The organism is Photorhabdus namnaonensis (genome assembly GCF_001684335.1).
Lineage (GTDB): Bacteria > Pseudomonadota > Gammaproteobacteria > Enterobacterales > Enterobacteriaceae > Photorhabdus > Photorhabdus namnaonensis.
Genome location: NZ_LOIC01000082.1, coordinates 201,791 through 216,838, shown reverse-complemented (window position 1 = coordinate 216,838; position 15,048 = coordinate 201,791). Strand labels below are relative to the sequence as shown.

Genomic DNA, 15,048 nt, shown 5'->3' with positions numbered 1-15,048 from the left:
GCCCCCTGAATTCAGGTGCTAAAGTAAAAAAAGATGCGAAAAAAAGCTAAGGACATAATGTTGGTTCTCTCGGAATAAAATTCTGCTTCGGCAACAACACTCTTGTAAACCGCATTTGACAACAAAGTAAAAGAGGGAGCATGCTCCCTCTTACTACTCTAACTTATGCCAGAGCGCTCTTCGCTTTTTCAACTAAAGCAGCAAACGCCGCTTTGTCAAACACAGCGATGTCAGCCAGGATCTTACGGTCGATTTCAATAGAAGCCTTTTTCAGACCATCAATGAAACGGCTGTAAGAGATACCATTCTGACGTGCAGCAGCGTTGATACGTGCAATCCACAGTTGACGGAACTGACGTTTCCGCTGACGACGGTCACGGTAAGCGTACTGCCCTGCTTTGATTACTGCCTGGAAGGCAACACGGTAAACGCGCGAACGGGCACCATAGTAACCTTTCGCTTGCTTTAAAATTTTCTTGTGACGTGCACGGGCGACAACACCACGTTTTACGCGAGCCATATACTTCTCCTATCGTCTCTGAGTTCTAATCTAAAATTGCTTACGCGTAAGGCAAGCAAGCAACAACCAGGCCCAGATCACCTTTGGAGACCATGCCCTTTGGACGTAAATGACGTTTACGCTTGGTTGATTTCTTAGTCAGAATGTGACGAAGGTTAGCGCGCTTACGCTTAAAACCACCACTTGCAGTTTTTTTAAAGCGTTTAGCGGCGCCACGTACTGTTTTAATCTTTGGCATTTTAATTTCCACTTCGCATTGTGAATTACAACGAATTAATCAGGCGAACAAGCCCCAACCAGATGAACCGACTGGAGCTTATTACTTGATTGCCTAACTATTTCTTCTTAGGAGCGAGCACCATTATCATCTGACGGCCTTCAATCTTCGAAGGGAAGGATTCGACTACCGCCAGTTCATCCAGATCGTCGCGGATGCGGTTAAGCATTTCGACGCCAATCTGTTGGTGCGCCATTTCACGCCCACGGAAACGCAGGGTGATTTTGGCTTTATCGCCATCTTCAAGAAAGCGAATCAGGTTGCGTAGTTTGACCTGATAGTCGCCTTCATCTGTACCAGGACGGAATTTAATTTCCTTAACCTGAATAACTTTTTGTTTTTTCTTCTGCTCTTTGATCGACTTACTCTTCTCATAGAGGAACTTGCCGTAGTCCATAATACGGCAAACCGGCGGCTCGGCATTCGGGCTGATTTCAACTAAATCAACATCCGCTTCCTCAGCTTTTTCAAGAGCTTCCCTCAGACTGACAATGCCAATCTGTTCGCCATCTAAACCTGTTAAACGAACTTCAGAAGCGCGAATCTCTCCATTAATGCGATTAGGACGCGCTGTTTGAATTCTTTTTCCGCCTTTAATACCTTATTCCTCCAATTGATGAAGATTGCGACTGCGTATTTCTATAAGCAGTTTTTCGATGAACTCGTTAACATCAATGCTGCCCAAATCTTTACCGCGGCGGGTACGAACGGAAACTTTTCCTGATTCGACCTCTTTTTCACCACAGACAAGCATGTAGGGAACACGACGAAGAGTGTGTTCACGGATTTTAAAACCAATCTTCTCGTTTCTCAAGTCTGCTTTTGCACGAATGCCCGCATCTTGAAGTTTTTTTACTAATTCCTGTACATAATCAGCCTGATTATCGGTGATATTCATCACTACCACCTGCTGTGGAGCAATCCATGTCGGGAAGAAACCCGCATACTCCTCGGTCAGAATGCCGATAAACCGTTCCAGTGAACCCAGAACCGCACGGTGAATCATTACAGGAACCTTACGTTCATTATTTTCACCTACGTAGGACGCACTCAAACGACCTGGTAGTGAAAAGTCGAGCTGCACAGTACCACATTGCCACGCACGATCCAAACAATCATGCAAAGTAAATTCAATTTTCGGTCCGTAGAAGGCACCTTCGCCCGGCTGATATTCGAATTGAACGCCATTTTCTTGTAGTGCTGCCGCCAAAGCTGCTTCCGCTTGATTCCATTGTTCCTCAGTACCAATGCGCTTTTCCGGGCGGGTTGACAGCTTAACCACGATTTTTTCAAAACCAAAAGTGCTGTAAACGTCATACACCATCTTAATGCAACTGCTGACTTCCCGGTGAATCTGTTCTTCTGTACAGAAGATATGAGCATCATCCTGAGTAAAACCACGAACACGCATCAAGCCATGTAATGCTCCCGATGGTTCATTACGGTGACAACTGCCGAATTCAGCCATACGTAACGGTAAATCACGGTAAGATTTTAAGCCTTGATTAAAAATCTGAATATGCCCCGGGCAGTTCATCGGCTTAACGCAATATTCACGGTTCTCTGAAGAAGTAGTAAACATATGCTCACCGTAGTTTTCCCAGTGACCCGTTCTTTCCCACATAACACGGTCCATCATAAATGGACCTTTAACTTCCTGATATTGGTATTCTTTCAATTTAGTGCGGACAAAAGTTTCCAGCTCACGGAAAATAGTCCAACCATCGTTATGCCAGAATGCCATACCAGGCGCTTCTTCCTGCATATGGTACAAATCTAATTGTTTACCAATTTTACGATGGTCACGTTTAGCCGCTTCTTCCAAACGTTGCAGATAAGTATTGAGCTGTTTCTTATCAGCCCACGCGGTACCGTATATTCGTTGCAACATTTTGTTGTTGCTATCACCACGCCAATATGCCCCTGCGACTTTCTGCAATTTAAAATGGTGGCAGAAGCGCATATTCGGCACATGGGGGCCACGACACATGTCAATATATTCTTCATGATTATAGAGACCAGGATGATCATCGCGACTGATGTTTTCATCTAAAATCTGTACTTTATAATCCTCGCCGCGAGCAACGAAAGTATCGCGAGCTTCTTGCCAGCTCACTTTTTTCTTGATGACGTCATAGTCTTTTTTGGCAAGTTCCAACATACGCTTTTCAAGCAGCGTAATATCTTCCTGCGTCAGAGCACGGCCAATATCAACATCATAGTAAAAACCATTATCAATAATCGGACCAATAGCCATTTTCGTATCTGGCCATAATTGTTTAATCGCATGGCCTAATAGATGAGCGCATGAGTGGCGGATAATTTCCAGCCCTGCATCATCTTTACTAGTGATGATGGCAAGATTTGCATCTGAATCGATTAATTCGCAAGCATCCACTAGCTCACCATTTACGCGGCCGGCAATACATGCTTTCGCTAAACCCGGACCAATATCACAGGCAACATCCATTACAGAAACGGCACGGTCAAACTGGCGTTGGCTACCGTCAGGAAGAGTAACAACAGGCATTTAAAATCCTTATCTACAGTGGTGACCCACACGAAAGGTCACTTGAAGGAGTTCGATATTCAACTAAAGTAACGATTTAAATTATTATCTCGTCAATCCATTAAAGTTTGGTACTAAAATTGGTACACAATGTAAAAAGTGACCGCCTTCAATACCTAAACATCGCGAAAATATACCACCAACAACCATTCAGGTCACGGCGATGTTTAACATAGGTACAATCATTTGCACTTATTTATACAAATGCACAAACTATAAAAAATAATTTTATAATGAAATAATATGTTTTAAGGAAAAACAGATAACATGCTCTACAAGACACACATAGAACAAATCCGGCATAAGTTACATATGCCGGATCATCATACATATGGATACAGGATCGTTTAGCCTCTTTTAAGCCATTTACTGAACTTCCTCGTCCCCTCTCTCTGCCAACGCCATATTTAAAGCCCGAACTAAAATGACTTTATCTTCATTATTCTCCAACAGACTAAAATGGTCACCCGAAATTGGAATTAACCGAAGCGAAGAATCAGGCAATATCTGCGCCCAACCTAACGACAGATCCCTGTTTAAAGGCAGTGATTCAACATCCATAACTTTAGTTTCCATAGCTTTAGTTTTCATAACAACAGGGACAGGTGGAGAAGGTTCCATTGCGTAGAATTGATGCAGCGTTATCGCCGATACTTGCGGCTCATAGTCTCTAACTATTTGTGCATAATTTGCTATCTGTTCCCAACGTTTTGCGACCAAATCAGCATGCAGATTTGCTGGGTATAATGCCAATTTTTGCGCTGTTTCGATAAATTGCACTAAATCTAATTCATCAATTAGCCGGTACAGTGCCGCAATTTCTTCAATATGTCCGTCCTCTGCCTGCCTCGCCAATTCAATAAAAAATTGAAGTTTTGGCGGCGTTAATCGCTGCCTATAATAATGAGGAGCCGGCGTATCTATCAAACCGAGGAAATCAACCGCCTCACCGGAATATAGAAGTTGCTGAGCAATCGCGTAAGCCAATATGCCACCGGAAGAGTAACCACATATCCGATATGGACCTTCCGGTTGAACCACTTTCATAAAGTTGATCATTCTTGACGCTTGTTCTTCCATTGTTAACATCGGCTCTTCACTAATGGATGGCCAAGGCAATGCATAAATCGGGTATCCTGAATGAAGCTTCTGAGACAACCCGAACACATAGGAATAATCACCCATCCCGCTAGGCACAAAGAATAACGGCAGACCCGTTCCACCAGAACGCACTGGTATTGCACTGTTTCGCGGTTGAGACAACGTATCTGATGTCATTTTTGCTGCCAGTTCAGACAGTACAGGGAATTGAAACAGATCATTCAATGTGCAAATAAGACCATGATTAGCGGTAAGATTTATCATCCGCATAGCCAATAGTGAGTGACCGCCCAAGGCAAAGAAATTGTCATACCGGCTAACCTGCTCAATGCCCAGTAATTCACGCCAGATAGCCGCCAATATGGTTTCCGTTTCTCCTTGTGGCGCTTCATAAATCTGCCGGGCAAAAGCTTCATTGCTTGGGGCAGGTAGTGCGTGACGATCCAATTTACCGTTAGAGGTCAACGGAAAATCATCCAGACGTACAAAAGCCGACGGCACCATATAATCCGGTAAAATGGCGCTCAGGTAAGTACGCAAGCTATTAGCCAGTCTCTCATCCTGCTGTGCCACAACATAAGCGACCAAACGTTTGTTCTGTCCCTCCCCTAGCACCAGCACAACGGCCTCTTGTACCGTTGGGTATTTCACTAATCGAGCCTCAATCTCACCCGGCTCAATGCGGAAGCCGCGGATTTTAATTTGCTGATCGTTACGGCCAAGGAATTCCAAATTACCGTCTGGCAGATATCGGGCTAAATCCCCGGTCCGATACATGCGGGCATCAGGTAAATCACTAAACGGATCAACAAGGAAGCGTTCAGTCGTCAGATCAGGGCGATTGAGATAACCACATGCTACACCTGCTCCCCCAATATACAACTCCCCTACTACCCCCAGAGGTACCGGCTGACCATAGACATCCAGCAGATAAACCCGCGTATTGGCTATCGGTCGACCAATGGGGATCTGGGTCATCCCCAATGATAATGCCGTGATACGGTAAGTAGTGGTAAAAGTGGTACCCTCACTCGGCCCATAACCATTCAATAACTGTTGAGGCGGGCTATCACGCAGAACCTGCGCAATCACATGCGGGTCCAGCACATCGCCGCCGACAATCAGGATCTTAAGTTGCGCAAGAGCCGGAGCCAACTCTGCCGCCAACCGGTTAAACAGCCCAACACTCAACCACATCACTGTGATTCGATAAGCTTGTAATGCTTGGACAAACGCTTTAGGCGTCAACACAGTCGTGTGATCAATCACCACCAAAGTTCCGCCATTTAGCAATGGCGCCCAAACTTCAAAGGTGCTGGCATCGAAAGCCGGGTTAGCTTCAAACGCCACCCGATCATCCGGCCCGATTTCAGCATACCCATTATTAATAACCAGCCGAACCACCGCCTGATGCGGCACCATTACTCCTTTTGGCGTACCGGTCGAGCCGGAGGTATACATGATATAAGCCAGCTCGATATTGGACCGAGGTAAGTTAAGATTAAGGTAATCCTCCTCTTCGATATCACTCATCTCATCAGCAAAGCAATACAGGGGAATATCCAAGTTAACCGGAATATCTGTAAGCAACAATTTGGCTGAACAATCGTTTATCAACCAATGCTGCCGCTCATCCGGCACTCGGGGGTCGATAGGCACATAAACGGCCCCGGCTTTAAGGATTGCCAATTGAGCTACCACCAGTTCGATAGAACGCTCTAACAGCACCGCCACGCGATCGTCTGACCGTATCCCCTGCCTGATTAACCGGCGGGCCAGCCGGTTAGCACGGGCATTTAATGCCGCATAGCTGAGAATATGTTCTTCATACATCAGCGCTATTGCATCAGGGGTTTTCTCTGCCTGTTGTTCAAACAACTGGTGAATACAACACTGGTCAGGATATGGCACCTCAGTCGCATTCCAGGTCTCCAGCAACAGCCGCTTTTCTGCTGCCGGCAAAATATTCAGTAACCGTACTGGAGCCTCCGGCTGCTGTTCAAGCGCCTCTGCCAGACTTTCCAGCGCCTGTTGCATATAACCGCATACCCTCTCCGGATCAATCGGTTGAACGATTTGTGCCGTCAGCCCCAGAGCATTACCAAAATCCTCCACCGACAAAACAAATGGATAGTTAGTGCGCTCTTGCCCGCCCTGAAATTCAATGCCGCTGATAACTTCATCCGTGGCGATTATTGGCGCATTATGTCGGTAGTTCAACAAAGCACTAAAGAGTGGAATTTCATTTTGTACCCCACTGCAACGTTGAGCCAATGCCAGTGAAGCATGCTCATGTTCCAGTAATCCAGTCAGCCGGGTATGTGCTGCCCGTACACTGTCCTGCACCGAGGTATCATCCATATCCAGTCGTAACGGCAAGGTGTTGATAAACAGTCCCATGCCGCTGTCAGCTCCTTGCCCTGCCTGCATCCGCCCAAATAGCACGGTGCCGAACACCACTTTCTCCTGTCCGCTGGTACGTGACAATACCTGTGCCCAAGCCAGATGGCATAACGCAGCCAAACTGACTCCCAGACGCCGAGCCTGACTACGCAAACGGTCATTCAACATGGAGGGCAACATCCGGTGTGATTGTGCCACCTGTGAACCATCCCGATGTACTTCCATCAATCCGAATGGCAACGTCGGTTGATCCACCCCTGCCAACATATCGGTAAAGAAGCGAGTATGTTCAACCTGACTCACCCCCAACCGGGCCTCAGCTATCAGATTGCGGAAAGGAGTCGGAATAGGCAAGCGGCCCCCCTGCCCGGCGAGGTACGCCTGAACTTCGCGATTCATCACCTCCATTGCAGTATGGTCACCAATCAAATGATGCTGCAACTGCAATACGATCCAACGACCATCCGTTTCTTGTGCAATAACAACATGTAACAGTGGTGCTTGACCCAAATCAAGACGATGCTGACGCGGATCAAAACGTTGAGCCAGTTGTTCACAAACCGGTCCATCTGAGGAATCCAACGTCAACTCAGTCACTGATAACGGTGCCTTACGCCAGACTACCTGAGCCGGAACTGATAATCCTTGCCAAACAAAGGCAGTACGCAAAATATCATGGCGATCAATCACCTGTTGCACTGCCGTCAAATAACAATCCAGCAACGAACGATCAGCAAAACTCATAGGATAGGCCAGCAGATATGGATCGCCCTTGTTCGCTAATAAATGGTGGAATAGGATGCCATCTTGTAACGGTGACAGGGCATAGATATCCTGAATATTAGCCACTCCCCCCGGCACTTGTTCCACAATATGGTCAATCTCAAGTTGGGTCAGCTCAATTAACGGCAACATCTCAGGTGTGAGTACTGTAGCCGCCGGAGTGATGACGTTCGCCGGTACCACCACCGCTCGAGACTGTCCTACTGTTTGGGCAAATGCGGACAGCACCGGAGATTGGAACAGATCACGCACCGCCAACGTTAACCCCGCACTACGCAGACGCTCAATCATCTGTATCGCCAACAATGAATGACCACCCAACGCAAAGAAACTGTCATGCCGACTGACTTGTTCAATACCCAACAACTCACTCCAAATAGCGGCCAATGTGGTTTCTATCACCCCTTGCGGCGCTTCATAAACCTGACGGGCAAACGCTTCTTCTTCCGGTGCCGGCAACGCCCGACGATCTAACTTGCCGTTTGGCGTCAGCGGGAAGGAATCCAGACGGACAAACGCTGCCGGCACCATATAATCCGGCAAAATGGCACTCAGATGAGTACGCAAGTGATTAACCAACTCTTCATCCGCTTCTGCCTCCACATAAGCCACCAACCGCTTGTCCTGACCGTCACCTAGTACCAATACAACCGCTTCACTCACCGCCGGATGTTCCATTAGCCGAGCCTCGATTTCCCCCGGCTCAATGCGGAAACCACGGATTTTCACCTGTTGGTCATTGCGGCCCAGGAACTCCAAATTGCCATCCGGTAGGTAACGGGCCAAATCCCCGGTTCGATACATGCGAGCATCTAGTTCACCACTAAATGGATCAGGCAGAAAACGTTCCGCGGTCAGTTCAGGACGATTGAGATAGCCACAAGCCACTCCATCTCCACCGATATAAATCTCACCGGTTACTCCCTGTGGCACAGGCTGTCCATAAACATCCAGCAGATAAACTCGCGTATTGGCTATCGGTCGACCAATAGGTATCCGAGTCACTCCCAATGGCAATGTCGTGATACGATAGGTGGTGGTAAAGGTGGTACCCTCACTCGGCCCATAACCATTCAATAACTGTTGAGGTGGGTTATCACGCAGAACCTGCGCAATCACATGCGGGTCCAGCACATCGCCGCCGACAATCAGGATCTTAAGTTGCGCAAGAGCCGGAGCCAACTCTGCCGCCAACCGGTTAAACAGCCCGACACTCAACCACAGCACCGTAATACGATAACTCTGTAATGCTTGGACGAATTCTTTAGGCGTCAGTAAGGTGGCGTGATCAATCACCACTAATGAGCCGCCATTTAACAACGGCGCCCAGACCTCAAAAGTGCTGGCATCAAAAACTGGGTTAGACTCAAACGCCACCCGATCATCCGGCCCGATTTCGGCGTACCCATTATTAATCACCAGCCGAACCACAGCACGATGCGGCACCATCACTCCTTTGGGTGTGCCGGTCGAGCCGGAGGTATACATAATATAAGCTAGCTCGGTACTGGACCCAGGCAAGTCAAGATTAAGGTAATCCTCCTCCCTGCTAATACCCATCTCATTAGCAAGGCAATACAGAGGAATAGTCAGATCAACCGGGATATCAGTGAGCAATAATCTGGCTGAACAATCGCTTACCAACCAGTTTTTCCGTTCATCGGGCACACGGGGATCGATCGGCACATAAACAGCACCGGCTTTGAGAATAGCCAACTGAGCCACAACCAGCTCAATGGAGCGTTCTAACAGCACTGCAACTCGATCATCCGACCGTATCCCCTGCTCAATTAACCGGCGAGCCAGCCAGTTAGCACGGGCATTTAATTCCGCATAGCTAAGAATCCGTTCTTCATACACCAGTGCTACTGCATCAGGGGTTTTCTCTGCCTGTTGCTCAAACAGCCGGTGAATGCATAACTGGTTAGGATACGCCGTCTGAGTTGCATTCCAGGTTTCCAATAACAGCTTGCGCTCCGCCACGGTCAGGATATCGATTTTCCCAACCGGCTGTTGCGGGTTAGCTGCCATCTCTCTCAGTACGGTATGGAGATATCCCACCTGTCGCTCAATGGCGAGTTGATCAAACAGGGCAGTGGCATAATTTAGATAACCGACAATTCTGCCATCCATCTCGGATAAACTCAGTTCAAGATCAAATTTGGCCCCATCAAACGCTTGCCCGACAGGTGAAACGACCAGTCCGGGTAATGTCCAATCTTTATTTTCATTGCTTTGCCAAGCAAACATCACTTGGAACAATGGGGTATGCGCTAGTTGACGCGGTGGTTGTACGATTTCTACTACCTGTTCAAACGGCAGATCTTGATGCTCCTGCGCCGCCAGCGCGGTTTGCCGCACACGCGCCAACAATTCTGTTACATTGGGTGCACCGGATAAATCCATCCGCAACGCCAGCGTATTCACAAAGAAACCGATCAACGATTCCACTTCTTGTCGACTGCGGCCTGCACTTGGCGTACCGATAACCAAATCTTCCTGACCGGACAAGCGCGATAGAACTGTCGCCCAGGCAGCCAACAGGGTCATAAATAACGTGACGCCCTGCTGCTCACTCAGGTGTTTGAGGGATTGGGTTAATTCCGCATCCAAACTGACGGGCAATAAAGCCCCGGCAAACGACTGCTGAGGCGGACGTGGCCGGTTAGTAGGTAAATCCAACAGTACCGGCGCATCAGCCAGCCTTGTGCGCCAATAGTCAGATTGAGTCTGTATGCGTTCAGCCGATAGCCACTGATGCTGCCAAGCGGCGTAATCAGGATATTGAATCGTTAACGGTGGCAACGGATCTGATTGCCCTGCCAAGAAAGCGGTGTAAAGGGTGTTCAATTCACGCATCAACACGCTGACAGACCAGCCATCAAAAACAATATGATGCAGAGTCAGCAAGAAAACGTGGTCATCATCAGCCAGTTGTATCAGGCTGGCACGAATTAATGGGCCGCAAGCAAGATCAAACGGCGCCTCGGCTTCCTGAGTAGACAGAAACGCAAGCTGCGCATCCCTATCAGGTGTATCCCGCAGATCATATTTTTTCATCAGTAAGCCTGATTCCGCCGGCAACAACTCCACCTGTGGCTGACCATCAACAGCAACGAAGATAGAGCGTAACGCTTCGTGGCGGGCAAACAGCGTATTAAGCGCTTGCTGCCAAGCAGCGATGTCCAGCCGACCACGTAAACGCAATGCCACCGGAATATGGTAAGTTTCACTCACTCCTTCAAACTGAGCCAGGAACCACAGACGCTGTTGTGCAAATGACAACGGCAATTTACCCTCACGGGATAGCGGGATAATAGCTGGTAATTTGCTGCTCTGTTCATCAAATCGAGTATTCATCGCTTCAGCAAAATCGGCTAAGGTCGGGAATTTAAATAACGTAGACAGCGGTAATTCAATCCCCAACGCCGCTATCCGGTTCATCATCCGCACTGCCAACAGCGAATGGCCGCCTAAAGCGAAAAAGTTGTCATACCGGCTAATCCGATTAACACCGAGTAATTCACGCCAGATAACCGCCAATATGCTTTCCATCTCTCCTAACGGCTCGGCATAAATCTGCCGGGCAAAAGCCTCTTCCCCCGGTATCGGTAATGCCCGACGATCTAGCTTACCGTTTGGGGTCAGCGGGAAGGCATTCAGGCGTACAAAAGCCACCGGCACCATATAATCCGGTAAAATTGCGCTCAAGTGTGTATGCAGACGATTAACTAGCTCCTCATCCGCTTCTGCCACCACATAAGCTACCAACCGTTTGCCCTGCTCATCACCTAGCACCAACACAACAGCCTCTTGCACAGTTGGGTATTCCATCAGGCGGGCTTCGATTTCCCCCGGTTCAATACGGAAACCACGGATTTTGACCTGTTGGTCATTGCGGCCTAGGAATTCCAGATTGCCGTCTGGCAGATAACGGGCCAAATCCCCGGTCCGATACATCCGCGCATTAGGCATCTCACTAAATGGGTCAGCTAAGAAGCGTTCAGCCGTCAGTTCAGGACGATTAAGGTAGCCACGCGCCACTCCCGCACCACCCACATACAATTCACCCACGGCCCCTAATGGCACTGACTGGTCGTAGGCATCCAACAGATAAACCTGGGTGTTCGCCGTCGGATGGCCGATAGGCACTAACGTATCCGTGTAGTCTGGCGGACAACGCCAGGTCGTCGCACACACCGTGATTTCTGTCGGGCCATAGGCATTAAACACCGTCGCCCGACGACTCAGTGCCTGAAGCAGCATTGCGCTAGGTGCCTCACCACCGAGTATCAACGTAGGTCTTATCGATATTTCCGGTAAATCGATCCTTTCCCGGAGCAGTGCCGGGGGCAGACAGGCATGGGTCACTGCCTGTTGCGCCAGATAATGCCAGAGACGAAGCGGGTCCTGACGGACGATATCGACAGCGATTATCAGACAAGCCCCACTCCCCAACGCCATCATAATTTCCCAGACACTGGCGTCAAAACTCAATGAGGCAAACTGCAACATCCGGCTATCTGAGTGAATGTCAAACTGGGCGATTTTATCCTGAATAAGGTTAATTAGCCCACGATGCTCAACCATCACGCCTTTTGGTGTGCCGGTTGAACCCGAGGTGTAAATCACATACGCCAGATGCTGTGCAGTCAGTGCGGTCACTTGCGGGTTACTGTCCGGCTGATCAGGCAAAATATTCGGGTCCAGCACAGTGAGTCCTGCCAGTGCCTCCTCACCCAGTGCGATACATCCGACATTATCCGCCAGCACAATAGCCGGGGCTGCATCAGTCAAAATATGTGCCAAACGTTCCCCTGGATAAGACGAGTCCAACGGAACATAGGCTCCACCCGCTTTCAACACCGCCAGCAAGCCCACGACCATCGTCAGTGAACGTGTAACACAAATCGCTACTCGCTGGTCTGGTGCAATACCCAACGCAATCAGTTGATAGGCCAGTCGGTTAGCGCGAGTATTCAGTTCCGCATAGCTGTACCTCTGTTCTTCATACACCAGCGCCGTAGCATCTGGATTTTTCTCTACCTGTTGCTCAAATAATTGATGGATACATAACTGCTCAGAGTAGGCAGTTTCAGTCGCATTCCAAGTTTTTAGCAACAACCGGTGTTCCACTTCTGGCAGAATATTCAATATCCGTATTGGTGTTTCCGGTGCCTGTTCAAGTGCTTCAACCAAACTCTCCAATGCCTGTTGCATATAGCCGCATATCCGTTCCGGCTCAAACGGTTGTACTACTTGAGCCGTCAGCCCCAGAGCATCACTAAAATCTTCCACCGACAAGACAAACGGATAGTTGGTACGCTCCTGCGCGCCAAGAAATTCAATACCGTTCAGGGTTTCATCTGGAGCTGCTGGCAACGCATTATGCCGGTAGTTAAGCAATGCATTGAACAACGGTGTACCACTAGCAACCCCACTGCAACGCTGAGCTAGCGTCAACGAAGCATGTTCATGCTCCAGCAATCCGGCTAACCGGGTATGGGCTAATCGTACACTGTCCTGCACCGAAGTATCATCCATATCCAGCCGTAACGGCAAGGTATTGATAAACAGCCCCATGCCGCTATCAGCCCCTTGTCCTGCTTGCATCCGCCCAAACAATACAGTACCGAATACTACTTTCTCCTGTCCGCTGGTACGCGACAATACCTGTGCCCAAGCCAAATGGCACAAAGTCGCCAAACTGACGCCCAAACGCCTGGCTTGAATACGCAAGCGGTTATTCAATATGGCGGGCAACATCCGGTGCAACTCTGTCACCTGCGAACCATCTCGATGTACCTCTGTCAATCCAAATGGCAACGTCGGTTGATCCACCTCTGCCAACATATCGGTAAAAAAGCGAATGTGCTCGGCTTGGCTCACGCCCAACTGGACCTGAGCCACCAGATTGCGGAAAGGGATCGGCGCAGGCAATCTGTCTTCTTGCCCAGTAAGGTACGCCTGAACTTCGCGGTGCATTACTTCCATTGCGGTATGATCGCCAATCAGATGATGCTGCAATTGCAATGCAATCCAGCGACCATCCGTTTCCTGTGCCACCATAAAGCGCAGCAAGGGAGCCTGACTTAAGTCGAGGCAATGCTGACGCGGACCAAAACGTTGAAGCAATTGTTCATAAATCGGTCCATCAACGATATCCAACGTCAATTCAGTCACTGATAGCGGCACCTGACGCCAAACCACCTGAACCGGTGCGGATAATCCTTGCCAGATAAAAGCAGTACGCAAGATGTCATGGCGGTTAACCACCTGTTGCACTGCCGCCAAATAATTGTCCAACAGAGATCGGTCAGCGAAGGCCATCTGACTGACCAATAGATATGGGTCGCCTTTATTCGCCAACAAATGATGGAACAGAATACCGTCCTGTAACGGCGACAGGGCATAAATATCCTGAATATTAGCCATTCCACCCGGCACTTGTTCAATGATATGGTCAATCTCAGACTGAACTAGAGCAATCAATGGCAACATCTCAGGTGTGATTGCAGTAGTTGCCGGGGTGATGACATTCGTCGGCGCCACCACCGCTTGTGACCGTCCCACTGTTTGAGCAAATGCGGACAACACTGGGAATTGGAAAAGGTCACGCACCGCTAGTGTTAACCCCACGTTACGTACACGTTCAATCATCCGCACCGCCAGCAATGAATGACCACCCAGGGCAAAGAAACTGTCGTGCCGACTGATCTGTTTAATGCCTAACAACTCACTCCAGATAGCGGCCAATAGGGATTCCGTCTCCCCTTGCGGCTCGGCATAAACCTGACGGGCAAAGGCATCTTCCCCCGGTGCCGGTAGCGCCCGTCGATCTAGTTTGCCATTCGGTGTCAACGGGAAGGCATCCAGACAGACAAACGCTGCCGGCACCATATAATCCGGTAAAACCGTACTTAAGTGAGTACGCAGGCGATTAATTAACTCCTCATCCATTTCGGCCACCACATAAGCCACCAGCCGTTTGTCCTGGCCATCGCCGAGCGCCAGCACAACCGCTTCACTCACCACCGGGTATTCCATCAGCCGGGCTTCAATTTCCCCCGGCTCAATGCGGAAACCACGGATTTTCACCTGTTGGTCATTTCGGCCCAAGAACTCCAGATTGCCATCCGGCCGATAGCAGGCCAAATCCCCAGAGCGGTACATCCGGGCATCTGGAATATGACTAAACGGGTCTGCTAAGAAACGTTCTGTCGTCAGCTCAGGACGATTGAGATAACCCCGTGCCACACCAGCCCCGCCAATATATAACTCACCTACAGCGCCTAACGGTACCGGCTGACCGTACTTATCCAACAGATAGAGGGTTAAGTCCGGGATACGCGTGCCAATAGGACTCGTTGTCTGTTCTGCGTCATAGCGAGTCAG

Annotated in this window: 5 protein-coding genes and 1 other annotated feature (1 of these 6 running past the window's edge); all 5 genes read right to left on the bottom strand. The window is 49.0% G+C overall.

Features of this window, described 5'->3' with window-relative positions:
- Nucleotides 1-62, bottom strand: a sequence feature (Phe leader region) (it extends 63 nt beyond the left edge of the window).
- A 101-nt stretch (nt 63-163) separates the two neighbouring features.
- Nucleotides 164-520 carry a 50S ribosomal protein L20 gene (gene rplT, locus Phpb_RS17490; RefSeq protein WP_036775937.1) on the bottom strand — a complete coding sequence of 119 codons (357 nt, stop codon included), beginning with the start codon at nt 518-520 and terminating at the stop codon, nt 164-166.
- Between the two features lie 40 nt (nt 521-560).
- Complete coding sequence (rpmI, locus tag Phpb_RS17485) at nt 561-758, bottom strand: 50S ribosomal protein L35 (protein ID WP_011146889.1); 198 nt, start codon at nt 756-758, stop codon at nt 561-563.
- A gap of 97 nt (nt 759-855) precedes the next feature.
- On the bottom strand, nt 856-1,395 hold the full coding sequence (gene infC, locus Phpb_RS24055; protein ID WP_071647077.1) for a translation initiation factor IF-3: 540 nt from the start codon (nt 1,393-1,395) through the stop codon (nt 856-858).
- Nucleotides 1,396-1,398: 3 nt separating this feature from the next.
- On the bottom strand, nt 1,399-3,327 hold the full coding sequence (thrS, locus tag Phpb_RS17475; protein WP_065391456.1) for a threonine--tRNA ligase: 1,929 nt from the start codon (nt 3,325-3,327) through the stop codon (nt 1,399-1,401).
- Between the two features lie 405 nt (nt 3,328-3,732).
- Nucleotides 3,733-15,048: non-ribosomal peptide synthetase (locus tag Phpb_RS25025; protein ID WP_065391565.1), on the bottom strand; the 11,316-nt coding region annotated here is incomplete at its 5' end.